Origin of the sequence: Paenibacillus cellulositrophicus (assembly GCF_009363095.1) — a bacterium.
Taxonomy (GTDB): Bacteria; Bacillota; Bacilli; order Paenibacillales; family Paenibacillaceae; genus Paenibacillus_AQ; species Paenibacillus_AQ favisporus.
The window spans coordinates 369,577-395,005 of the sequence record NZ_CP045295.1; the positions used below are offsets into that span (position 1 = coordinate 369,577).

Here is a 25,429-nt window from a genome sequence, read left to right on the forward strand (position 1 = left end):
ATTAATAATCTCTATAACTATCACGCAAAAACGTCCCGGCACCGAAGGGTCTCCGGTACAGGGACGTTCAATTTAGTTAGTTGCTGCTGCGGTATATTAATCGGTTACTTACTCAGATTTGCCCTCCACACCTCGATAAGTGCGTTAACGCTCCGATTGAGCGTTGTTTTTGCTTGATCAGAAACGTCATCCTGCTTCTGCTCTTTATTCAGCTGCTTCAGCAAATTCTCCAGATGCTTGATCCCCTGCTTCCAGTCCGGTTTCTTCTTGCTTACTGCATCGGCGGCATGCTCAAGCTCCTTATCCAGCTGCTTCCGGATCTTCTCGTCTAACTGTCCGGCTGAGCCAAACTCCTCCAGCAGCTTGCCGATGGCAGGAGCGTTAATGGGAGCGGGGAGAACCGTGAAATTGTCGTAACTCGTTTCATTCATGTACGTCCGCATGCCGACCTTGCCGTGTGTAAATGGTCTGCCGCTGCGGTCCGTATAATCGATAACCGGCTTGTTCATATCATCGACAAACACTTGAATGCGGGCACCCTGCGCAACGATTTTTACATGTTTCCATTCGCCTGATTTCACCTCGAGCGGCTCCCCTGTCAAATAGGTCCAGCCGTAATTCAGCTTGCCGAGATGAACGCCCTGTTTGTTCAGGTACGCGACATATCCTTGTACGAAATCCGCATTGTTCTGATTCAGCTCCTTGCCGTGAGCCGGGTTGCTCGCCCGGAACAGAATGCCTGCGTCGCCTGTATCGCTAATCAGCTTGATATCAGATTCCACGCTGTAATCCGACCAATTGGCGTCTCCGATCAAGGTTTTTCCGAAGCTGCCAACCGCTGCTTGATATTCACCAGTATGAGCAGTTTTCGTTTCGATCGGATTCTGATGAATTCGTATTCCCTGGAAGTCAAATTCACCTACCACAGTTTCGACCTTCAAGGTATGTGCGCCCGCCGGGAGATAAATGCCTTGCTTCGTTGTTGTCGCCCAGTTCTCCCAGGTGACGGAATTCGGGATATCGACTTCACCGGTCAGATCGGTTGTATCGTCGAGCCACAGCCGGACTTTCGCCCCATCCATCGATGTAGCGGTCACGAAATCGACGTTATACACGCCGGCCTTGGCAACGTCTACGTTGTAGGCCAGCCATTCGCCGGTAGCGTTCCACCCCACATTGTAGCTGCCGCCCGCATTTCGGCGGATGTCGACCGCATCATTCCGGTATTCCGTACCGATGTTAGCGGGAGTCAGATCATGGTAGCCCGTACCTTCGCCGCCTGCCTTATAATCAACAGCCTGGATAAATCCGGGCAGCACGTGCGGCTTATCGAACTGGGTGAGCGATAGTCTCGTCATGTCAAACTCGCCTTTGACGATTTCGACCTTCAGTTCATGATCACCGGCCGGCAGCTGGATACCGGATTTCGTCACCGACTTCCACTTATTCCAGTCGCCGGATGCAGGAACGTTCAGTATACCAGTCAAATCAGTCGTGTCATCCAGCCACAGCCGGACTTGTGCATCCTTAAACGTCGTAGCTGCCCACAAGTCGAGATCGTACAGTCCCTCTTCAGCTACGCGAATGTTGTACTTCAGCCATTCGCCGGTTTGATTCCAGCCTACGATCTGATCGCCGGTCGCAGCGGATCGAATGTCGACGCTATCGCTGCGGTATTTGCCCCCAATGTTCTCAGGCGTCAAGTCATGATAGCCTACGCCTTCACCGCCGGGCTTGTAATGCTCAGCCTCGACGACGCCGGGCGCGGGTATCGGCTGATCACTCCTCGTCAACGCTATGCTTGCAAAATCGAATTCTCCACGGACCGTCTCGGCTTTCAACGTATGCTTGCCTGCCGGCAGGGTAACACCGGATTTGCGCACCACATTCCAGATATTCCAGTCACCAGTCTTCGGAATGTCTACGATGCCTGTAAGATCCGTCGTGTCGTCCAGCCAGAGCCGGATTTGACCTCCATCCATCGTAGTTGCTACTTTGAACTCTGCGTTATAGGCTCCGGCTTCCGCTACGTCAATGTTAAACTTCAACCATTCACCCGTCTGGTTCCAGCCGACGTTGTAACCGCCGCTGGCCGAATTGGAGCGAATATCGACCGAATCTCCCCGGTACTCGCCGCCGATGTTTTGGAGTGTATTCTCATGATAACCTACACCCTCTCCACCAGAAATATAGTGGACTGTGCCAATCGTACCCGGGATCGGATGATAGGCGTCATAAGCCTGCTCCTCTTCGGCTATGTCGGACTTCACGCTCCAGAAGCCTTCATACCGCTGCCAGCCGTTGTCTTGTCCATCATCGAAATTATCATAGAGAACCGGAACGTCCGCGTGCCGGTGGAACGACAGCTTGTCCAGCGAGGTCGTGCCCGATACGGCAGTGACCTTCAAAATATGCTCACCTGCCGGCAAATCTACCTCATTCAGCTGTGCGGTTTGCCATCCTGCATCAGCAGTGTTGTTGTCAGCTGCCAGCTCAAACTCACCCAGCGGCCGTCCACTATCCAGAGTGAGCTGTACTTTGCTGCCCAGAGCTGCATCTGCATAAGAGAGATCAATATCGTATTTGCCTGCCTCCGCAATGTTCAGCCGGTATTGCAGCCATTCGCCTTTCTCGAAAGCAGTGACATGTGAGGTGCTGTCATCTGCTGTGGCCGTATCCACGCCATCTCCACGGTAATCGCCGATAGTATCCGGCGTCTGGTCGTGATAGCCGACTCCTTCGCCGCCTGGCAGGTAATGAACGGCTTCAACTTGACCCGGAACCGGTTTCGCGGCATCAAAATCGCTGCTTCCGTTCACGTCGTTGCTGAAAGCAACATAACCGAAATTAGCCTTCGCGTTCTCCGTGACGTAACCGATACTGCCGCCGCCAAGCTTTGCGCTGCGCGTCTGCTTCAGCATGCCGTCGACGTAGATCTTGAACGTGTCCCCTGCTTTCTCAACCCGGATATTATGCAGTTTTGTATAATCGTACCCTTCCGGAAGCGTGCTCTCCTCCCATCCCAGATCGGCGCCGTTCACCCGGAACTGTGTCTTTAGCGAATTACTCGTCGGATCTAACAGCGCTGTGCCGAAATCGTTATCCCCCTTGTAGGAGAACACGGCCCCGAGCCGCTGGCCTTCAGCTTTGCTGGACTCTGCCAGCTGCAGGTTAAATTCTGCCGTATAGCTGCTTCCGGCCTCAGCAGTGGTCAACAGCCTGCTTGTACCGGCAGCTTGCTGATGCAGAAGTCCCGAATCCATGCTCCAGTTAACACCGTCTGCATTCGTCCAAGCTGTGCTGAGTTCCGTACCTTTGAACCGATCCTCAAAATCCGGCATCTCCGGATCCGGCTGTTCGGTTGCCGTCGGTCCGAGCACGGACATTTTGTCACCGTTGAACACGATCCGATCCATCCCCATATGGCGAAGAGGTCCGACAATGCCTTTTCCTTCGAGATTGTGGTAAATAATATAGCGGGCATCCAGGTTCGGGCCAACGACGACCGTATTATGGCCGAGACCGACGGTCGGACCTTCCGTACTGATCAGAAGCGGGTTGTCCGTATCACGCACGAATCCCTTGAGCGGGTTTGTGCTAACTGCGTAGTCGACTCGATAGCCTTTGCTGAATACATGGTTGCCGGTATACGTCATATAGTATTTGCCGTTGCGTTTGAACAGCGTAGAACCTTCCGTCCAACCGTTCATGTTTGCACCCGTATTGACGCTGTTACCGATCGTCGTCGGCGTAGGCATTTCAGCTGCGAGAATTCCTTCTCCGTTCGCATGATAGAAATACCACTTGCCATCATCGTCAATGAAGACGTTGCCATCAATCGAATGGCCCAAATTGCCCGTCTGCACCGTGAACGGACCCGTCGGGCTTTCACTGCGCAGCACGTAATGACCATTGCCGGCAGGAGAGGTATACATATAAAAATATCCGTTCCAATAAACGACTTCAGGAGCGTAGGCTGCCTTCGTAACCGGATCGGTTGCGGCCAATCCTCCATAGCTCCAGTTGACAAGGTCAGGAGAGCTCCACACTTTGACCCCGACATCGGTATCTCTTGTGCTCACATACAAATAATATGTACCGTTAAACTTCAGCACGTAAGGGTCGCCAAGTCCATATTGCCCCCATTCGTCCGGCAGCGATGCCGGGTTCTTATAGGCGAATGCCGCCTGAGGGGCAAACAAGAGCAGCACACACATCACGACCGCAATACTTCGTTTTAATATCAAACTTATCACCTCACTGATTTTATTAAAACGCTTTCATAGTAAAATGATCGTATCGATCTTCACCTGCACCGATATCCCACCACCTCAATTCATCCAATATATTTGTAATACATCGTGAGTATATCGGCATTATCCAGGCAAAGTCAACGGTTTATTTCAATTATCTTGTAATATTCAAAGAAATATCTGTTTTTTTAGCTTATCATACAACATTAATGTAATAAATGAGATCACTATAGAGTAGCTAATTGGTAGATGAACTCCCGTGTAAATGTCAAAAGGAGCTGTCCACGACAGCTCCTTCAAAATCGTTAGTCAGTCAACATCATCAACAAAACTCCTGTACAGCAGACATTCATGACTCATAGCCCGCTGTCCCCATGAGCAGTAACTTTGTACTCGTAGTTTGATAAACCTCCGTCAGATATATTTGGTGTAGGAAACCAGATCCAGCATTGAAGCATCAATTCGTTGCTGGATTTCGTCAGCCAATTGGAAACGGGTGTTTTGTTCGCTATCCTCCATCCTTTCGATTTGACTGTCAATGGCAAATACATTTTCCGCAAAAGACTTCGTTCCCATCGAAGCTAAAAGGGGTTTTAACGCATAGTCGATTGAAAGTAAGTTCGAAATGGTGCCTCCTACGAAAAAAGCAGCTACGATTTTATCTTTAAAGCCGTTTTGCGGTAATAAATCAACGTAAGCTTTTAGGACGCCTGTATAAGTCGTTTTATAAACCGGACTTGCAATAATGATACCGGACGCTTCTTCCACTTTAGCGTGTGCACTTAATATCAGTCTGCTATTGAAATTGGCATGCATCAAATCAGCGGGAGGCAAGGAAGAAACATCAATGATCGCCACTTCGCAGCCTTGTTGCTCCAATTTCAGCTTGGCATAGTTGATCATGCCGTTTACTCGGGATTTATGGTTGAGACTTCCGGAAATGATCGCTATTTTACTCATGAGTTTGCTTCAGCTCCAGTAGTTGTTCTTAGAGAAGATACGTAAGCTAACGTCATACCATGCTGTGGCGGTAAGCCCAACAGTACTCTTCCGTATAACTCAAGTCCCGTGGATGCAGTAGTCAGCGCATGATTGGAGCCGCCTCGAATGTCGCGGAAGATTTGGGACAAGCGATTGGAATCGGCAATAACACTCCCTCCGCTCTCAGCCATTAGCATGTCTACAGCTTCCCAGCATAACATCGCTGCATAGGTCATATCCGTTTGAAGCTGAGCAAGCTCCTTTAGACTGAATATTTCCGCATTTTGTACATGCCGCTCCATATGATCAATCGCCCGACTGATATGAAGATGCGCGGATTCAACCTTCATGGCCGCGAGTCCTACTTTATACTGAATATGACCTACTGCCGCTTGAGAGGTATGGACAGTCATCGTAATACCTTTATGAGGCGCCTTTTCAACAAAATATTCAACGGCCCCCCTGGCAAGCCCGAGGATCGCGCTGATCCCCGTTGTAATGCTTGTGATAAGCTGAACATAAGGTCTATATCGGTCACGTCCTTTTAATTCGGCAGACAAAAAACTTATCTGTTCTGTGTCCTGGGTGACGACATATTGATCTGGAATAAAGACATTTTTTAATTCCAAACTGTTACTTGCAGATCCTTTTAAGCTCATCGTATACCAATCATCTACAATGGTAACTTCACTCATCGGTACTATGGCCAACGTCATCCCCAAATTTCCGCTTTCCTGCATGGACTTCGCGTCATTCAAATTTAACAAAGCATGGGTTGCATGCTTAGAACCTGAACCGAATCCCCACAAGCCCTCCTCTACCCAATAACCCCCGTCTACTTTTTTTACAACAGCTTTGCGTGCTGCTAAGACAGAACAAAAACGCACCTCCTCTTCCTGGCTGAAGAGCGAGTCTAATACTTGGGAAGGGAAAGATAATGAGGCGGTAAAATTGTTTCCGTTGATGATTTGAACGACCCAGCCAACAGAACCGTTCCCCTTGGCCACCTCGGAAATAATTTCAACCATGGCACGGATACTAACCTCATGACCTCCGTACTCTTTGGGTGTGCCAAGTTTAAACAAACCTGCATCCGAAACTTTTTGAATCACCTCTTCGGGAATATGTCTTTCCTCATCTATAAGCCTTCCGAATTTTTGAAGATAGGGAACTAACGCTGTTGCGTTGTTTAGTAATTGCTGTTCAAGTGCAGTGAGTTGATGATCTGTGCTTAAGTTGGCCATATTTATCACTCCTACAAAATTAAATTAGACAGATGTATATTTAAACTGCCTTTGTAGATTAAATGATATGATGTATAATGTACCTCATCAACCGATAAAATCGCGAATATGTCGAAAAACGATACACGGAAAGGAATCTGTCATGGTTAACAAAACAACGGACGACCTCAGAGTCCGAAGAACCCATAAACTTCTGTATAATGCTCTGTTTGATCTAATGGAAAAACACTCCTTCGAACAAATCACAGTGAAGCAAATTTGTGATTTAGCGATGGTGCACCGAACTACGTTCTATACGCATTTTCAGGATAAATTTGATTTACTTTCACATGCCGTGATGCAAATTGCTGAGGAGGAATTTCGGAACTTTGCCGAAGTATCCCTTTCTCCATCGGATAATTTCCGGGAACTGTTTTCTATAGCCGCGAAACATAAAACATTATTTTCACAGTTTCTATTTGAAGAAAGGGACTCCCTAAGGAATTTGTTGCGGAGGGATATGGGGAAAGGCATGAAGAAATACTTGGCCGAGCAGCACGCCATTGAAGTAAATTCCATCGAAATACAAATTAAAATAGAGGCCTATATCGGAGCCGTTTTAGGTGTCCTAAATTGGTGGATTGAGAACAACATGTCTATTGATGAAGAAGAAATATATACCAAAATGAATATCTTTACAGGATGGAATTTCGCCGAATGATCTCGAATGGTTCTATTTTCGTTCGGTCAATCTGACAAAAAAAGGACCCATCCACATGGGATCGGTCCTTACTTCATTCCTATTACGGATTGGCATTTTTGTTTATCTTCTCGAAGTATGGTGCCAGCTTAGAGGCTAGCTGCTCAAACCGCTGCTGTTCTTCTTGGGTCAGCTTCTCCTCATGTTTGACCCCTTTTTCATCGGTGATCTTCAGCTTTAATTGGATCAGCTGCTTTATCAGCACCTGATACTCCTTAAATTCATCTTCGTTGAGCTTGCCTTTTGCTGCTTGCAGCATTCCCTCAATCTCTTGATAATCTTCCTGTGTGCCGCCGTGCTGTTCAATAGTTGAAACAGAACCGAATAGATCATCGGCTAGATAGGAAGAAGCAAATACCGCGGACGGAATCAGGATGGCTATTGCGGCAATACCTGCGAGCACTCGTTTTTTCATGGGAGATCTACCTCTCTTATCGTTTGCATACTGATGATAGGACTGTCGGACACGACCATACAATTCGGGTGGGCACTGCATCGAATCCGCCACCTGGCGAAGCTCTTCACGCAATTCCTTCTCAATGGACATACGCGTCTCCTCCCGTCATTTCGATCCGTTTACGGAGTTCTTTCATTGCCAGGTGATGCCTGGATTTCACTGTGCCAACGGGGATCTGTAGAATGTCTGCAATTTCTTCCAGAGCGTAGTCGTGAAAATAGCGAAGGATAACGACCACACGTAATTTGTACAATAATTGGCGGACAAGGCTGAAAAGTTCATGCTGCATCTCGAACTGCTGCACAGCTTTGTCCGTCCAGTCGAAATGTTCACATGTCATCCGGCGGTTTCGTTCAAAGAGGCGAATTCGCCGCCATGTCTTTCTTTTCCAGTCTTGGACTAGACGGACAGTAATCCCATGCAACCAAAACCGGAAAGGCCGGTTCGGGTCGTAGGTATGAAACGTACGCCACATGCTCATGTAAACTTCATTCACGATATCTTCAATGTCTTGTTTGTTGTAGACGAGAAAAGCAACCGTCCGATAGACGTCTTGGTGAGTCGCCTGATAGACTAGCTGAAAGGCGGACTCGTCGCCCAACTTCGCTTTTTCAAGCCACGATAGTAACTCATTATCATTCATAGGGGCCCTCCTGAACGTGTTACAACCCTTAATTCGCTCTCATGGGAAAAAAGGTTCAGTACGAGAATAATTTTTTTTGGAGATACTCGCTATTTTAGGAATTTCTTCAGGGTGACCCTAAGTTTAGCGCCAACTTGTAATTGATAATCCATGTTCTTGTCGTAGGATTTTGACATATGTATTGTGAAAACAAAAATAACCGCTGCTACGCGGCTTTAAGCATGTATGTTATTTATTTATCGGAAGTTTTTGAATAATATCGGAATATGTCTTTATGGAATTTGAACTGGAAAAGCGTTTAGGATTACCTTCATCATCTGTATAGTACGTTGAAGTAGTACCGTTTAAATTCTTGCTGTAGTTCACATTATCTTCAAACAATGGTCTCAACACAGGGTCTGCAAGATCCGTAATGTTGCCTGCTGTATATGCAAAGTCTGATCTCGCCCCATATACAAATTGACCACGTACTACTGCCTTTCCATCCTTTATTTCCACAATAGAAGATGTGTAACTGTCATTAAAAAGGTACATATCCGCCCTACCGGCTGGGAATGTGTAATTGTGCAGGGCTTTCGTGCTAAAACCAAGCATTTTAAAGCTTGCCTCTAAAGGCAATGAGATAGCAGCTTTGCGTGCAGCTTGCAAATCCTTCTGGCTTAACACGCTGACATCAAATTTATAAGCATTCGCAGTTAAAAAAACGATATTACGGATGGTTTCATAGTTCACGTGATAGCCTAAGTTCTCGGATACAAATCGGATAGGAACTAGTACACGACCATTCTTGATTTGTGCAGGCGCGTCCATTTGTTTATCTATACCATTAATAAAAGCCACTTTACTGCCTACTTCAACTTCCATTTTCACCCGTTCCTTCTCCATACTTTGGATAGTTGTAGTTTGAGATGAAGGGTTCCAGCTATAAGTTAGTCCTAAAGATTCAAGCGTTCGAATGGGAATGAAAAGATGATTCTTGTCCCGAACCGGATGAACATCCATCTGAATGAAATGACCATTCACGTTTACTTCGGCCTCAGCTTCATACGCATCGTAGTCCATTGCAGCAATAGTTACTACAGGATGACTAAAAAAGCCCAATCCTATAGTCAAGATTAATGCTGTCAAAATTCTCCTCATAACTCTCTTCTCCTTCACTGTTAGTTTGCTTGAAGACCTTTATTATAAGATTCAGAGAAGGGAGATCCGCTAGATGGATTCTCCCTTCTTTGTAATTATTTAAGAAGTTTTTGGCTTTTGTAGTTAACTCTAACTTTTCCATTACTCTCCTCCAACATGAAACACACCAATTACGGATTCACCATTAACGTCATACAGCGGAATATCACGACCATCTGGTGATCTACTGTTCTGTATTGCAATGGCTTCCTCGGGTGATTTAGGTAGCTCACCGTCTAAGTCTTTTTTCAGCACATATCCTGCAGTGCCATCCACACCAATAGCCCTGATTAATTCAGGTTCCATACCAGGAGAAGCAGCATCTGCGCTAGAACCGTACGTCTGTCCGTGTTTATTTTTAGGAAAGTTCATATTCTTGGCGCCAACATGAAAAGTACCAATTACCGTTTTCCCATCAACATCATACAGTGGAACATCGCCAGGTTCACCGAGGTAATCTTTTTTCAGCAAATACCCTTGAATACCATTCACACTTCCTGCATGGATTAAATCAGGCAGCATATCAGCGGAATTGTCCTCTTGAGCAGAACCGTACGTTTGCCCATGTTCATTTTCAAAATAGTTCAGAGAATTTGTGTGGCTTTGATTCATTGTACTTTTAGCAGCCGTGCTTTGGAATGCCATGACACTACCCACTACAAAAACGATAAAACCAACAACAATCAATATTCTAATGCTTGTAAAATACATCCTCACATTTGTTCACTCCTAAACATTTCCTCGCTCTTCACTTTATAGCAGTTATAATTATCAAACGCATCCAAATAATAGAAAGTTACACTTATCTACCTTTTAGCTTATTGATCAAATTGATTCTTTCGTAGCTTACAAACTCAAAAACCTCCAACCTTATTGAAAGAGGTGGAGGTCAATTACATTTTCTAGATAAGTCATTAATACTTTACATTAATTCATAATGTAATGATCCAGGAACGAATTCCGAAACTTCCCGGTTGGATCGTATCGAAGCAGCAACTGACGGAAATCCGCCAACCGCTCATACCGGGCTTGTAATCTTTCCGGCTCCATCGTAAACAGCTTCGCCCAATGCGGGCGTACTCCAAACGGTTCCAGTTCATGTTCGATAAGCGGAAGTAACTCGCGCACCCGCTCCCATTCCGGCTTCCATGTAAAATGCAAACCAACGCTGTCTTGATGGTAGCACGGGCTCATCCAGAATGTGTCCGAAGCAATTGTTCGTATCTCGGAAATGAAGAGCAGAGGCGCAATTCGATCACCCAATTTGCCTAGCGCATGTATCGCTTCAAGTGCATGCCGCCTTGGAATGAAATATTCACTTTGCAGTTCGTTGCCCGCGCTGGGGGTAAAATCCATGCGGAAATGAGGCAACCGTTCGTACCATGGTCCCGGAGCGCCTAACTGCTCGCTACAGTTTACGACAGATTGACCAGAAACCATATGCCTTTTTTCCGGAGCTGGTAAAGCCCCGAAAAAATGGGATGGTGCCTCATCCTCCCCGTTTGTTCCCAGCTTTTGTTTTACCCACACTTGATTGAATATGGGCTCTGCCCAATTCGTAAACAAGCTGACACTGTATGCGGCAGATAAAATTTCTTCGATGTCACTATCCAGTGCAGAAAAAGGAAGACGTTCATATACGGTCTGACTTACCTGAAACGAAGGTACTAAATCCAGTGTAAGCTTAGTGACGACTCCCAGTCCGCCAAGTCCGACGACCGCCCCATCAAACTCGGGGTCAACCCCGCGCGTAAGTACCGCAACTTCTCCATCCGATTTCATTAGCTCAATAGCACGTACAGAAGACGCCAGGCTTGCATTATGGACGCCCGAGCCGTGGGTAGCTGTCGCCACGGCGCCAGCCACGCTAATGTGCGGAAGCGATGCTAAATTATACAACGCGCAGCCATGATCATTTAAATAGCGGCACAGATCGCCATACCGAATGCCACCCTCGACAGTTACGATGTTCTGTTCTCGGTCGAGATCGATGACCCGATTCATCTTTCGAAGCGAGAGGTGGCTGCCACCGGTGTCGGCAATTCCGTTAAAAGAGTGACGCGAGCCAAGCACGCGTATGCTTCTGCGGTTAACTACCAGATCCTTAACCTCTTCAATATTTTTAGGCTCAAGCAGCTCCAACGAGCTGTAGCGATAGTTCCCGGCCCAGTTCAACTGATCTCCCATAAGACTCTCCTATTTAACATGCTAATTTTTGTCTGAATCAACTTGATTATTGAGGTATTCGGCATAGCGATCCACAATCCTGCCCATTGGCTTAATTAACCTTTGAAAGTAGTAGTCATGCTTAAACTCGAACCTTGTACTTGGTTAGTGGCGCGATTTATACGATAGGCAATTCCAGCGTCCTGCTTCTTGGTTTGAATCCTTTGGCTTCATAAAATCCGATCGCATCTTCATTGAATTCCGCTACATGCAATTCGATACTGCTAAACTGATAGCGTAGCTTACGCTCTGGCCAAACTCGGAATATGCCGCATGGATCCTATCATCTAAACACGTTAAAACCCTCACCTACCATAACCTGATAAGTGAGGGTTTTATCTTGGCAGACCTTGATACTTCTGTGAATGACTAAACACCAAATTGATTTAAGTGATGGTCTAGGTGCTTGTATAATCCTTTTCCCCATTGCTCAGGAGTCAGTTTTCCAAAAAAGGGATGTGGGTGAGACGTACATTTTTCCGGACCATTTCTTTGGAATGTTACAATTTTTTGTTTTAATTTTACTTTTTCTGTTTCAAATTCTTTTTCTTCTACAATCATAATTGTAGGAATCGTGGACATGTTGCGGGCAGGTGGCTTGTCATTATAAAACATTGGCTTCACAAACGTTCCAATGAATATGCCTAACCAACCTCTTGGGGGAAAGGTATTGCCCATTGCAATGTCATGGAACGATGAGCAATGAGCTAGCATTTGGGCAACATCCATCTTACCCCATTGAGCGCGTGAATTTGGACTCAATTTGTCTATCCGGCTCAAGATCTCCGCAGTGTCCGTTTGATTAAAGATGTTTTTCATCACAGACTCCTTCAATTTATTGACTGACAAATGAACAGCTAGACAGTTACAAAGCTTATTATACCTTTATTCGCATACTCGATTTCTTCGGGATTGCTGTTCCTGTTCAAAAATGCTTTCTTAACTTTTGCCCATATGTTACCAATCGATTCGTTTTCCATCTCTGAAGAATTCCCCATTAGGTCCGTCTGGACCCATCGTCGCTAACCATAGGATAGATTGAGCAGCTTGCTTAGGAGTTCTTGGTGCAGATGGTCCACCCATATCTGTGCTTACCCATCCCGGAATCAACGGCATTGATTTTGATATTACCATTGATTTCTGCAGCTATTAATCGCGTCAATCCATTAAGGGCAAGTTTAGACAGCTTATAAGCGCCTACTCCTTGATGTGACATTTCACTCATCGCTCCATATTCTGAGGAAATATTAATAATCCGTCCATATCCTTGTTTCTCCATGAGGGGAATAAAGGAACGAATCACATGGTAGGCACCGAAGAAATTAGTTGCCATCGTTAGATTTGACATGTAAATCCTTCCTCCTACTCTCGCAACTAAGTTTGGACTGGGCCCCATTCCTCTCCACGTCAAGAGGCACACCAGTCACTCATGTAGATTTTCACGCTTACGGTATTCACGATAGGGTCGATTGGAGCTAATTGCTTATCTAGAAAGTTGTTTTGTCGGACTAAACATATCATTTCTTAGAAAAATCGTTACCAAACTTAGTATCAGTGATAAGATCCCCACCCAAATCACATACTGAATCCCCATTCCTGAAATAATGATCCCCCCTACAGCAGAACCCAATGTTGTTCCTACGTTGCATGCTGATATAAATAATCCATTGGCAAAATCAGGTGCTTCAGGAGCTGAGGAAGCGATCAAATATTGGTTAATGTTCGCCATGATGCCTCCAGCAAGCACTCCCCAAATGATAGTTATTATTGCTGTAGGTACGGTGAAATTACCTATAAAGAATAAAATGATATAGACAGCACCCAATAATACAGGAAAAGATACGACAGATTTGATGGGATTATGAGTGAGTAACTTCCCAGTAATTATGTTTCCAACCATATTTGCTCCTCCGAAGATAAACAACGTTAAACTTATGGTATTCGGAGACATATTCGTTACGGATTTCAGGTATTCGGTAAGATAACTGTAAACCCCAAATACCGATGCATTTAATAGTATGACAGTCACTATAGAAATCCACATTATGGGCTTCTTTAATACCGAAAACTGTGAGCCATAAGAAAGTCTTTGTTCCACAGGAATCGAAGGCACAAATAGTATAGTAGCTATCAAAACAATGGCATTTACAATAGCAAAGAACGCCATCGCCATTTCATACGAAATGACACTGTCGATAAAGCTGGCGATCGGCACACCGGCTACCATACCGGCAGATACCCCTATAAACACTTTAGAAACAGCTTTTGGAGCTTCTTCTTTTCTTACCGAAGACCCCGCGACGGTAAATGCCAACGAACAATAAATGGGATGAAAAAAGGCTGGAATGATACGAGCAATTAATAGAATGGTAAAGTTCGTTGTAAACAGGGACACCACATTACCCAGAACGAAAACTCCTAAAACAAGGAGCATGACCCTTTTACGGTCGATTCCCGAAAATAATAAGGGCAAGATTGGACCAGATATGGCAATGCCAAGGGCAAAAAGGCTCACCAGTAACCCTGCTTTAGATATACTGACATGATAGTGGTCAGCAAGGGATGGTAAAATCCCAATAACTCCCATTTCAGTATTTAAGATGCCGAACACTCCTATGGTTAATATAAAGATCAATAAATGATTTCGTTTGGACAAAAAAAACAACTCCTATCTCAATAAACTGCTCCCGGGGGTAGGACTGTCGCGCCAGTGGTTAACATCCTTTCATACTGTTGTTTTCACTCTTCGTTATTTATTCTAGCTACACCTTATACATATAACAAATACTTATATCTTATATCTAGATATGCTTGTTAAGCATTTTTGAAATGTGTATACTACAACATAAGAATGGAGGAGTGTGAGATGGAACTTAGAGTTTTGCGATATTTTCTTGCTGTTGCAAGAGAAGGAAGCATTACGGGGGCTGCCGATTTTTTGCACCTTACACAGCCGACCTTGTCAAGACAAATCAAAGACCTCGAACAAGAGTTAGGGAAAAAGCTATTTATTCGCAGTAGTCACAGTATCATCCTTACAGAAGAAGGAATGCTCCTGCGAAAGAGAGCAGAAGAAATCGTCGATATGGTCAACAAATTAGAGGAAGAATTCAATTGCATGGAAGAAACCATAAGTGGTGATGTTTACATAGGCTGTGGAGAAACAGATGCCATGAAACAGATTGCACACATAGCAAAAAATTTACAGTTAAGATATCCAAATATACGGTATCATCTCTACAGCGGAAACGAAGACGATGTGACGGAAAGGCTTGACAAAGGATTGCTTGATTTTGGCATATTAATTCAACCCGCTGACTTATCAAAATACAATTATATCAATATGCCCGCCAAAGATGTTTGGGGCGTTGTTATGAGGAAAGACAGTCCGCTGGCTGTCAAAGATACCATTCAAGCCGTGGATTTATTGAACGTTCCACTAATTTGTTCACGACAGGCCATGAAGCAGACGTTTTCTAAAAATGAATTTTCAGATTGGTTTGGTGAATATTTTGATAAACTAAACATCGTAACTACATTCAATCTTGCCTATAATGCCGCTATGATGGTTGAAGAAGGCCTTGGTTATGCCGTAACTATTGATAAAATAGTGAATACATCTGGCGATAGTAACCTTTGTTTTAGACCGTTAGAGCCGAGACTTGAATCTGGCCTAAATATCGTTTGGAAAAAATATCAGGTATTTTCCGCCGCTGCTGATCAGTTTTTAAATGAAATTCAGGCAAAGTATTTAAATTCTTAACCAGATATATAGGACATCTCGGAGACGACGGTCTGCAAAAACGGAGCGATGATCATCGAATCAACATCATGGTAAAACAAAAAAAGCCGTTCGTCAGGGATATCAAACCATTCAGGCGAGCCCGCGAATACAGCATATAGATAATCCTGTTGAGGTGAATTTTTCATATTCAGGGACATGGATTCCGGTAACTCTTCGATATGAACTCAGAACAGCGGGCGTCAGTCAACACATATATCGTTAAAACACAAAGAAGCCGCGGCTGCGCGGCTATTAAGCTTGTATGTTCTGGTTGTCGGACAATCCCCTTGATGGCTTGGGGCATCATACATCTGCGCCGCCACGTCGGCGATTGTCATGGTCCAATCCACCTTGGGAAGAGTTGGTGCATCCACCGACCTTCATATACCTTAGTACTTCCCCTTATCGATGGTCATGTTCTTCGTCTGCTCTATTTACTGCGGCTATCATATGCTTTCTGATAAATTTCGAGATACCGCTTCAGATTCATGGCATCCAATTGGCTGACATAGCTGTCCCAGTCCTGATCCAAACTTGCATCGCCAATCACGAAGCGGGCGATCATTTCATCAACATAATCGTTGATCGTCTTGGCCAAATCCGCAGCCTCGGTTGCCTGTTCATTGGTCAGGAAAAGCGGAGGGAGCGTACTCACATCCGTCGGCTTATAGGGTTCATATTTATTTTTCGTTTCCTGATATAAAATAACCTCTAGATCGTCGTCCCCTTTTGCAACCGCAGACAATCGGAAGTCATTGGTACGGAGTGCCGGGCCCGTCTGTGCCCAGTTCACATTTTGCACGGTGCCGAACGATTTAAGCTCAGACCATACCGCCGGCTTGCCGTTAATGCCTACCTCCCCTTTCTCCGCATCACGCCACTCCTGCCCTGGACGGCCGTAAACGCTGCGGAGGGTCTGCTCTTTTTCATACAACCCGTCCGCCCAGCGCATCGCCAGCTCGGGATTCTTCGCTTTTTTCGTAATCACAAACGCGCCTGGAGTCAATGCCGTTGTATCCACGGCTGCAAACCGCTTGCCTTCCGGCCCTTTTAAAGGTGGGACGGCTTTATATTCAAGCCATCGGCCGCTGTCGCCAAGCAGTTGAGTAAACACCCCTTGGTGTCCGCCCGTGGATGCTCCCATGATGACGGCATCCTGATTTTCGCCCAGCTGAATCAGCTGGTTTTCGTCCTGGGTAAAAGATTCTTGAGCAATCAGCCCCTCTTGGTACAGCTTTTGAATATACCGAAGACCTTCACGCCACTCCGGCTTGTTATAGGCGACGTCGACCTTGCCCTCCTTGACGAACATATGCTTATAGCCTGATCCATAGATCGGGTTATAGATAAACGAGTTCATGAGGAAAGCGTCGATCGAGGATCTCCACGACTTTTGGGTGATAGCCAATGGAATTTCATCTTTTTTGCCGTTCCCGTTCGGGTCCTGTTCTTTGAACGCCTTCAGCACTTGGTAAAGGTCCTCCGTCGTTTCAGGCATCTTCAGATTCAATTTTTTGAGCCAAGGCTCGTAGATCCACATCTTTTGGCTCATGGAACAATGATAGCAGTCATTGACTTCCGGCAGTGCATAGATGTTTCCGTCTATAGCCGTGATCATGGATTTAATTTCGGGATTATCTTGAAACATTTTTTTCGTCTGCAGCCCCTGCTTCTCAATCAGATCATTTAATGGTAGAAAAGCGCCCTGCGAGCCATAAATCATTTGCTGTGACGGAGAAATGTTCAGGCCCATAATCACGTCGGGATAATCTTCACTCGCCAGTACAAGGTTCAGTTTTTCCTGCATGCTTTGCTCCGGGACGACTTCCCATTCTATATGCACATTCGTTTTTTCCTCATACCATTTCGTGAATTCGTTCGTTTCGAAATTTTCGACCAGCGGGTTGCCGCGCACCATGACCTTAAGTGTTGTCTTCTCTTGGACCAGCGGGTAGGTGCCTGGCGATGTCAGTTGAATGTCCGTTCCGGATGCATTGCGATCCGGTTCAGCTGGCTTGGATCCAGATTCCGTAGAGCATCCTGCCAGCAGCAAGCTCAGAACTGCAGCCAAACCAATCGTTTTTTTCACGAAGTTCCTCATAACAGCCCTCCATCATATTGGGGTATTAGCCTTTCAACGATCCGATCATGACCCCTTTGACAAAAAATTTCTGCACAAACGGGTATACGACAAGCAGCGGAAAGGATGTGACCACAATGAGCGAATATTTTAGCAGCTCCCGCAATCCCTGCCGTGCAGCAGCGGTTTTGGCATCTCCGAGCATGTCAATATTGACCTCGTTTTGAACCAGGATGTCGCGAAGAACCAATTGAAGCGGATACAATTCCGCCCGTTTCAAATAAATCATCGCGTTAAAATATTGATTCCAGTGGCCTACTGCATAAAACAAGGCAATAACCGCTAATATGGGTCCGGACAAAGGGAGAACGATGCGGAGCAGGAATCGTAAATCGCTGCACCCGTCAAGTTGAGATGCTTCGAGGAGTTCATCCGGAATCGTCGTCTGAAAGTAAGTTCGCATAATGATCACATTCCAAACCGAAAGAGCAGCTGGAAGCAGCATCGCCCATACAGTGTCGATCATGCCTAGATCTTTGACAAGCAAATACGAAGGAATGAGTCCCCCGCTAAACATCATCGTGAATACGAAGAGCAGCATAAAACCATTTCTTCCTCGAAAATCCTTGCGGGACAGCGGATAGGCTGCCATCACACTGAATACCAAATTGATCCCGGTCCCCGCAACGGTATAAAACATCGTGTTCAAAAAGCCTTTAACGACCATGGCATTTTTGAAGACAGCCCGATAGCCTTCTAAAGTAGGCTCAACCGGCCATAGCCACACCCTGCCGGATAAAACAGCCGTGCTGGAACTAAATGACGCACTGACGACAAATATGAGCGGGTACAGGACAACGATCAAAATAATGGATAACACGGCATAATTCAGTAGGGTGAACCATCGGTCGGCCCCAGCTTCCTTCATTATAGATGGTTTCATAACTTGCATCCCCTTCTACCATAAGCTTTCTTGCTTCAGTTTCTTCGCGGTCTGATTCACGACTAGCAGCAGAATAAAGCCGATGACAGACTTGAAAAGTCCGATCGCCGTTGCATAGGAGAAGTTCATGGCCTGCGAGACCAGGCCGACTTTATACACATAAGTGTCAATGACTTCCGAGGAACGGAGGTTCAGTGAATTTTGCATAAGCAAAATTTTCTCAAAGCCTGTCTCCATCATCTGACCTGTATTCAGAATCAACAGGATGACCGCAATGGGCATAATCCCCGGGAGATCGATATGCCGCATGCGCTGCACCTTGGTAGCCCCGTCCATCACGGCTGCTTCATGCAGCGCTGGATCAATCCCCGATAGCGCAGCCAGGTAAATAATGCAGGAAAAACCCGTATTTTGCCATACGTTAGACCATACGTAGATCGATTGAAACCAGGAAGCCTTGGCCATAAAATGGTAGGGTCCAAGCCCTGTCCATCCAAGCACCGTGTTAATCATTCCTGTCCGCGGATCGAGGAACTGCAGCAGCAGTCCTACCAGTACAACAAGTGAAATGAAATAAGGAGCATAGGTCACCATCTGAACCGTATTTTTGAAACGGCGGTTCCTGACGTAATTCAGACCGAGTGCAAGCGCAATCGGAAACGGGAAGCTCGCCAGTAAGGTGTAGAAACTGATGGAAAGCGTATTTTTCAGCAGCCTCCAGAACTCATGGGACCGGAAGAATCGTTCAAACTGGCCAAACCCGACCCAAGGGCTCCCCGTAATCCCTTTGGTCACATTAAATTCCTTGAATGCGATTTGGGCACCATACATCGGCACGTATTTAAAAATGATGATATACAGCAGCGGCAGCAAAAAAAGTGCGTACAACTGCCAGCCTTTCCTCAACTCCTTCAACGTCTTCAGCTTCATCCCCCCCTTACTTTGCCATGTGGTACCGGCCGGTTATCGAAGTATAGAACGGGGAGGAATTCCGGGTAAATCTGCACGTTTTTTGCACTATGCGAAATTTTAGAAAAGGCATTATTCCCATTTCATGGACTATACAAATCTCAAGTTATGAAAGGATTAGGCTTGATTTAAACGCCTGTATTCGGTCGCGCTTACTCCATTGGCCCGTTTAAACGCACGGCTGAAAGAATTAAGAGAAAGGTAGCCGACGGAGAGGGCGATTTCACTAATAGGCCTGTTTTCTACCGCAAGTAAGGCTTTGGCCCTGTTCATACGGATATCTTCCAAGTAGTCGGAAAAGTTAAGCCCTATGTGCTCTTTAAAAAAGTAGGATACGTATGCCTCGGAAGTACGTGCCTCCCTCGCCAGCATAGCCAGACTGAGGTCCGGATCATGAAAATGTTCGTGGATAAAGGAGGCGAGTTGGACGGCGAGCTTATCGTTATGGCTTTTTTTACGCTGCTCGTTCTGTCTGCACAGCTCAAGCAGCGCCCGTTGAACCATTTCTATCAAAGAAGCCGGATCCATGCGGGGGTCGGCTGCCTTCAGAATGGTGTCCATCTCCGGCATCATACCGTCCGGTCCCTGCTGTCCCCGTTCGCGGCATTTCAAAAGCGTTCCACAGAGTTCCTGTGACAGAATGCGTTCTACGGCAAGGGATGGCTGCAACTCTACACTGTTTTTATCCCGAATCAACTGGATTAGCTGTTGAGTTTCCTGGTAATTCCCGGATTTCACCATCTGAATCAGCCTCTGCTCCACGTCGGAAGGGAAGTAGTATGCAGGAACCGTCAACTTCATGTCATCATGAAATATAATCTGTTCTCTTCCGCCCCAATAGGCATGATTTTGGACGAATATGGCCTCCCCAAAAGAACGGTAAATTTCCGTCAACCGGCTCTGCTGTCCGCCGACCGCAATGGTGATTCCGGCTTGGTGCAAGCCAAGGATTTGATCAAAAATACGGGTCACCCGGCGTTTGACTTCTTCGCGGCAACGCTCTTCCGTGTCTGTATGGCTGCTTAGCAACAAGGCAAGCTGGTTTTCCCCAAGATCATGAATTTTCAACGAGTCAGGTTCCATCCCAGAAATCCGGTCAGAGACCGCCATCTTTACAATATCGAGCTCAGTGAGCATCGCCTCGTTATACGGCGCCTGATATCCCCCCAGCCGGATGACTGCCAACGTATGGCGGCTGCCGCTTATGTAAATCTTGGCATGGTCCATAGCATTCTCCACGTCCTCCATAGAGGTAAAGCCGCCCTTTAGAAGCCTGTCAAAAAACACGTTTTGCATGAGCGGGAGCTGCTCATCCAGCCTGCGTCTTAACTCTTCACGGCTGTCAATCAGCTCGGATACCGAATGGTGGATATCCTCCATCGCGTTTAGCCGAAGCAAGCGGTTCCGATTCGTCCCCCTTCTATCGGCCGAAGGAAGCATCCGCTGGAGCTTGATGACGGGAGTGCTGCTGCGGTAAGCCAGAACAAAGGCCGCGACAAGCCCCAAAGCCAGCGATGCCGTGAACACACTTAGCGTCAGCTCTTTGATGTAATGTGCCTTCCTGAGTACGACTGCCTCGGGCTGTGCCGCCACATAGGTCCATCCATTGTATCCGGAGGTTGTTTGAGTGATCAGCATATCTTCGCCCTTCCACTGGCCTCTGGAAAACCCTTCTCTGCCTGCAAGCGCTTTCAAATTTGAATCCGGATACACATCTCCAATTTGACTGATCACCCTCCCGTTCTGATCCGCAATGTAAGCAAAGCCCCCTTGCTCTATATCGATGTGGCCCAGCATCTCCTGAATCTGCTTATTATCGATTAACACCGTAATCATTCCCTGGCTGTCCCTGCTCCCGAAAGACTGCATGTAACTCACTACCGAATAGGCTTTGCCTTCATACTTTACCTCAGTTCCAGGCATGTAGGTCTTATAATGAAATTCATTGAACAATTGCTTATACCATTCCTCATAAGATAAGCCTTCATAATGAAGCTGCAGATCATAAAGCTGCCTGCTCGTGTATACCTTTCCCGGCGAAACGACCATACCGCTGTTTTTGTAAGCGATATAATAGTCAACGATAAAATGATTGAAGACCTGGTAATCGAACAGGCTTTTTTCGAGTTCCCAGAGCCTGTAGGGATGCGTATCGGAAAACGGTGATTTGACAAACTGAAACGAGAGTACTTTGGACTCGCTGGACATTTGCCGAGCGATCGTCTCAATTTCGGCAAACCGTCGATCAAGCGATTCCCTGACCTGGCCCAGTACCGCTGAATTTCTTTCCCGCGATTCACTCTCAACCAGCTCGGATGTCTTGTGATAAGCAAACCAACCAACCAGTAGCGAGGCCAATAAAATGACGGCGTACGGCACAAATAAGCGGAATAACAGCACTGCATGGCTACCTGATGCTTCTTTCAAATGGGTTCCATCCTTTCTAGAGTTATCGGTAACTCCAATATAGCAAGAACCTGGTAAGCCGTCACCAAAAATGAAAATTATAAATATTTCTAACCATATCGGTCAATTGGTGATCACTGCGCATGGACATAGCCGGTGCGGACCGGATATCCCACGCGCTTCACCGTACGCCGGAAAACACCTCACCCACCAGCTTCCGCCATTGGGACGAAACGGTTCTAAAGCCGGCTTTTTGCACTACTTGAAAGGAACTTGAGTACTCCAATTCGTAACAGCTGCGGACGATAATATCTGCCCGCGCTTGCTGCTGGTTCTTCTAAGATCCTTAGGAATGGAAATTTCGGTAAATATGTACTTCATGTTAAACTTAGATTCTATAATCAAAAGAACCACCCGCAACTGCAATGGTCCCAGTACGTACCCATTTCATTGCCTGCAATACCAAAGGCGATGAATTGTTACCATTGACTTCATCAAAGTCCAGCCAAATAGCTCCTTCTGAATCTTGTCCTTCAAACGATTCAATGGCATTAGTGATCTCTTCTGAATCAACATCAACTTCATATAGAATGGCAATATGATGTAAATTTTCTATTGTATGATCTTGTATGGTCCACAACACAGAAAAATCACAAACCCCAATATTTTTAAGCTTTCGAACTGTGTATCCTGTTTCTTCTCGGAGTTCTCTTATGATCCCTTGCTCTAAAGACTCCATCTTCTCTAATCGACCACCAGGTAAATCATATTTCCCTGTGTAAGGACCTAAAACTTTTCGAATAACTAATATACAGTTATCAGCTGTACAAATTCCATATACCCCCATATGCCGATGAAAATTGTCATTGATATCAGTCATCCTACCATTCCCCCAAGCTAACTGTATTTATGCTTACCATTTTATTTTCGTCCTAACATTGTTCATTGTCGAGGATTAATGTTTGTCTGAACCGCAGGATACAAGTTAGGATAGATTATCCGAACGGCACGATCCTGTTCAATCAAAAAGAAGAGCGCCGTCCATAACAATGGGACTGCGCTCTTGTTGATATAAGCCCGCTGAGGATGTCCTCAGCGGGTACTTGCATTAGGTCACTTAAGGGTTGCTCAGCAATTTTTTGCCTGCCGCAATGGTGTTTGCTGTATTGGCCACACGTTTTCCTAGGGCTTCTCCCAGCCCGAGACCCTTCGTAAATAACGATTGGATCAGGTCATCGCGGGTATCTTCCACAGGGGATGTCACTCCGACCCCATAATAACTGCCGTACAGTGCATTCTCCGGAATATTAGCCGGCAAGCCGACAACCATCATGCCTTGATGCAGCATCGGTGTAACCAAGTTTAGCAAGGTCGCCTCGATCCCGCCATGAATGGTTGCTGTCGTACAAAATACTGCGCCGATTTTATCAACTAACGTCCCGTTTGCCCACAAATACCCGAGCTTATCGATCCACTCCTTTAAGCCGGAGCTAATCGTGCCGAAGTGTCCGGGGCATCCCCAAATAATCGCATCCATATCGGCAAGATCTTTGACGTTTGCCTTACTCACGTGATTGATGAACACCTCCGTGCCTTCCACACTTTGAGCGCCTTTGGCAATGGAACGGGCCAGCTGTTCTGTATGCCCCGCTTCACTATCATACACAATATAGATTTTCATCGATTGATCTCCTCTCTTGATCGCTGTTCAAACGCGCTTCTTTATTTGTTTTCCTTTAGGAGCCCGTTCAATTTCTTGAGCGTTTCCCGGTAAGCTTGGTCGGGGGACATTTCTTCATCCGGTTCTGCTTCCTGGTTAGTGGTATCCTTCAGTTTCAGTAGCGCTTTCCGGTATTCTTTATCGGTGAATTGCCCTTCGTCTTTCTCAGGCTGAGACGGGGTTAAAAACCCTCGAATGGCATTTCGGAATTCGCTATCCTTATTTTGCATGTCCGCGTGAGCCGCTACCTCCGCGAGTGCCGGTTGGTCTACCGGTTGGGCTACAGCTGCAGCTGGCGCTGGTTGAGCCGCCGACTCACTCGCCTCGGGCGCTTTAACCGGTACCTGCAACGTATCCTCTTGCGGCTTCACCTTGCGGATGAAGAACGCCAGAACAAGCGCAGCGACAGTCAGCCAGGTGGCCACGACGAAGGACTGGTTGATGCCGTAAATGGTCGCCTGCTGCGTAACCTCGGCCATCTTGGCCGCGTCTTTCGGGTTGATATGGCCTGCGATGACGAGGTCTTTCCCGTGCGAGGCCGCTCTGTTCGTCATGACCGTGACGAGCAAGGCGGTTCCGAGCGCGCCTGATACGTTCCGGAGCGTCTGGGACATCGCCGAGCCGTGCGCGTTAAGGCGACGCGGCAGCTGGTTGAGGCCTGCTGTCTGGATCGGCATCATCAGCATGGACATCCCGAACATCCGCGCCGTATAAATGAGCATCATATGGTTGTATGATGAATCGGCTTCCAGATGGCTGAACTCGTACGTCGTGATGGTTGTGATGATAAGACCGGCGACAGCCAGCCAGCGCGCGCCGATTTTGTCGAACACCATGCCCGTGATCGGGGACATGATACCCATCAGAATGGCCCCCGGCAGCAGCAGGAGACCGGAATCAAGCGGCGAAAAGTGGCGGATGTTCTGTAAGAAGATTGGCAGCAGGATCATGCCGGAAAACATCGCCATGGTAATGATGGCGTTAATCAGGGACGTGAGCGAGAACATGGAATATTTGAACACGCGCATTTCGAGCAGCGGATTCTTCACCATGATCGAGCGCACAATGAACAGGATGAGCGCGACCGCGCCGACGGCCAGGCAGATGATGACTTCCTCCGAGTCCCAGCCTTTCGTACCGGCTTCACTGAAGCCGTACAGCAGTCCGCCGAAGCCGAGTGTCGACAGGATCACACTCAGGACATCGAGCTTCGGACGGGACGTTTTGATGACGTCCTTCATCGAGAAGGCGCCGAAAATCACGGCGATGATCGCAAGCGGCAGTACGATGTAGAACAGCACGTGCCAGTCATAATTCTCGACGATCCAGCCGGAGAGCGTTGGTCCGATGGCCGGCGCGAAAATCATTGCGACCCCCATCAGGCCCATTGCTTTACCGCGTTCCTCGACCGGGAAGATGGTCAGCGTAACGACCGTCATAAGCGGCATTAGAATGCCGGCACCGCAAGCCTGCACGAGACGGCCGGCCAGCAGCCAGCTGAAATCGCCGGATAACGCACAGACAACCGTGCCCAGTGCAAACATGGATGAGGCCACCAGAAACAATTTCCGGGTTGTAAACCGGTTAATCAGGAAGGCACTGACGGGCACGAGTACGCCGTTCACCAGCATATAACCGTTAGACAGCCACTGGATCGTGCTTTCCGTTACATTGAGATCCGCCATCATTTTCGGTAGCGCGACGTTAAGCACCGTTTGGCTTAACAGCGCCACAAACGCGGCGATGAGCAAGGAGGCCATGATCGGCCCCTTGCGCAAGTGATTGGATACCATAGTGGTCATGGC

General features: G+C 46.8%; 19 protein-coding genes and 1 pseudogene. 2 read left to right on the top strand and 18 right to left on the bottom strand.

Annotation, left to right across the window (positions count from 1 at the left end; translation table 11 throughout):
* Positions 1 to 104 precede the first annotated feature (104 nt).
* The 3 genes from GCU45_RS01540 to GCU45_RS01550 form a co-directional block, all read right to left on the bottom strand.
* Positions 105 to 4,256 carry a carbohydrate-binding protein gene (locus GCU45_RS01540; RefSeq protein WP_244364383.1) on the bottom strand — a complete coding sequence of 1,384 codons (4,152 nt, stop codon included), beginning with the start codon at positions 4,254 to 4,256 and terminating at the stop codon, positions 105 to 107.
* Between the two features lie 411 nt (positions 4,257 to 4,667).
* Positions 4,668 to 5,213, bottom strand: a complete 546-nt coding sequence (ssuE, locus tag GCU45_RS01545; RefSeq protein WP_152397798.1) for an NADPH-dependent FMN reductase — start codon at positions 5,211 to 5,213, stop codon at positions 4,668 to 4,670.
* Positions 5,210 to 6,478 (bottom strand): acyl-CoA dehydrogenase family protein, encoded by a 1,269-nt coding sequence (locus tag GCU45_RS01550; protein ID WP_152397799.1) that lies wholly within the window; start codon positions 6,476 to 6,478, stop codon positions 5,210 to 5,212. The genes ssuE and GCU45_RS01550 overlap by 4 nt, the downstream gene beginning before the upstream one ends.
* Before the next feature lie 142 nt (positions 6,479 to 6,620).
* Here GCU45_RS01550 and GCU45_RS01555 point away from each other — a divergent pair, with 142 nt between their 5' ends.
* Positions 6,621 to 7,178 carry a TetR/AcrR family transcriptional regulator gene (locus tag GCU45_RS01555; protein ID WP_152397800.1) on the top strand — a complete coding sequence of 186 codons (558 nt, stop codon included), beginning with the start codon at positions 6,621 to 6,623 and terminating at the stop codon, positions 7,176 to 7,178.
* Between the two features lie 82 nt (positions 7,179 to 7,260).
* Here GCU45_RS01555 and GCU45_RS01560 read toward each other — a convergent pair whose 3' ends face one another.
* From GCU45_RS01560 to GCU45_RS01595, 8 genes and pseudogenes are all read right to left on the bottom strand, one after another.
* Entirely contained in the window at positions 7,261 to 7,764 is a 504-nt protein-coding gene (locus tag GCU45_RS01560; RefSeq protein ID WP_152397801.1) for a DUF3600 domain-containing protein, read from the bottom strand.
* Positions 7,754 to 8,317: a sigma-70 family RNA polymerase sigma factor gene (locus tag GCU45_RS01565; RefSeq protein ID WP_152397802.1), complete on the bottom strand. Its 564-nt coding sequence runs from the start codon at positions 8,315 to 8,317 to the stop codon at positions 7,754 to 7,756. The genes GCU45_RS01560 and GCU45_RS01565 overlap by 11 nt, the downstream gene beginning before the upstream one ends.
* Before the next feature lie 228 nt (positions 8,318 to 8,545).
* Entirely contained in the window at positions 8,546 to 9,457 is a 912-nt protein-coding gene (locus GCU45_RS01570; protein ID WP_152397803.1) for a copper amine oxidase N-terminal domain-containing protein, read from the bottom strand.
* Positions 9,458 to 9,598: 141 nt separating this feature from the next.
* Positions 9,599 to 10,207, bottom strand: coding sequence for a hypothetical protein (locus GCU45_RS01575; RefSeq protein ID WP_152397804.1), 609 nt, complete (start codon positions 10,205 to 10,207; stop codon positions 9,599 to 9,601).
* A gap of 216 nt (positions 10,208 to 10,423) precedes the next feature.
* Positions 10,424 to 11,683: an FAD-binding protein gene (locus GCU45_RS01580; RefSeq protein WP_152397805.1), complete on the bottom strand. Its 1,260-nt coding sequence runs from the start codon at positions 11,681 to 11,683 to the stop codon at positions 10,424 to 10,426.
* Positions 11,684 to 12,091: 408 nt separating this feature from the next.
* On the bottom strand, positions 12,092 to 12,541 hold the full coding sequence (locus GCU45_RS01585) for a DUF1569 domain-containing protein (RefSeq protein WP_152397806.1): 450 nt from the start codon (positions 12,539 to 12,541) through the stop codon (positions 12,092 to 12,094).
* A 138-nt stretch (positions 12,542 to 12,679) separates the two neighbouring features.
* Positions 12,680 to 13,058, bottom strand: a pseudogene (locus GCU45_RS01590) (SDR family NAD(P)-dependent oxidoreductase); the annotation flags it as partial.
* Between the two features lie 147 nt (positions 13,059 to 13,205).
* Entirely contained in the window at positions 13,206 to 14,378 is a 1,173-nt protein-coding gene (locus GCU45_RS01595) for an MFS transporter (protein ID WP_152397807.1), read from the bottom strand.
* A gap of 210 nt (positions 14,379 to 14,588) precedes the next feature.
* On the opposite strand from GCU45_RS01595, the gene GCU45_RS01600 reads away from it, so the two are divergent.
* Positions 14,589 to 15,485, top strand: a complete 897-nt coding sequence (locus tag GCU45_RS01600; RefSeq protein WP_152397808.1) for a LysR family transcriptional regulator — start codon at positions 14,589 to 14,591, stop codon at positions 15,483 to 15,485.
* Between the two features lie 451 nt (positions 15,486 to 15,936).
* Here the strand turns inward: GCU45_RS01600 and GCU45_RS01610 are convergent, their stop codons facing one another.
* The 7 genes from GCU45_RS01610 to GCU45_RS01640 form a co-directional block, all read right to left on the bottom strand.
* Complete coding sequence (locus tag GCU45_RS01610; protein ID WP_152397809.1) at positions 15,937 to 17,607, bottom strand: ABC transporter substrate-binding protein; 1,671 nt, start codon at positions 17,605 to 17,607, stop codon at positions 15,937 to 15,939.
* 25 nt (positions 17,608 to 17,632) lie between these two features.
* Positions 17,633 to 18,529: a carbohydrate ABC transporter permease gene (locus tag GCU45_RS01615; RefSeq protein WP_076164886.1), complete on the bottom strand. Its 897-nt coding sequence runs from the start codon at positions 18,527 to 18,529 to the stop codon at positions 17,633 to 17,635.
* Between the two features lie 15 nt (positions 18,530 to 18,544).
* On the bottom strand, positions 18,545 to 19,459 hold the full coding sequence (locus GCU45_RS01620) for an ABC transporter permease (protein WP_167527060.1): 915 nt from the start codon (positions 19,457 to 19,459) through the stop codon (positions 18,545 to 18,547).
* A gap of 156 nt (positions 19,460 to 19,615) precedes the next feature.
* On the bottom strand, positions 19,616 to 21,925 hold the full coding sequence (locus tag GCU45_RS01625; RefSeq protein ID WP_152397810.1) for a helix-turn-helix domain-containing protein: 2,310 nt from the start codon (positions 21,923 to 21,925) through the stop codon (positions 19,616 to 19,618).
* A gap of 367 nt (positions 21,926 to 22,292) precedes the next feature.
* Positions 22,293 to 22,784 (bottom strand): NUDIX hydrolase, encoded by a 492-nt coding sequence (locus tag GCU45_RS01630; protein WP_244364385.1) that lies wholly within the window; start codon positions 22,782 to 22,784, stop codon positions 22,293 to 22,295.
* A gap of 237 nt (positions 22,785 to 23,021) precedes the next feature.
* Entirely contained in the window at positions 23,022 to 23,585 is a 564-nt protein-coding gene (locus GCU45_RS01635; RefSeq protein WP_105442686.1) for an NAD(P)H-dependent oxidoreductase, read from the bottom strand.
* 41 nt (positions 23,586 to 23,626) lie between these two features.
* A complete protein-coding gene (locus GCU45_RS01640; protein WP_152397811.1) occupies positions 23,627 to 25,426 on the bottom strand; it encodes a DHA2 family efflux MFS transporter permease subunit in 1,800 nt (599 codons plus the stop codon).
* Between the last annotated feature and the right edge of the window lie 3 nt (positions 25,427 to 25,429).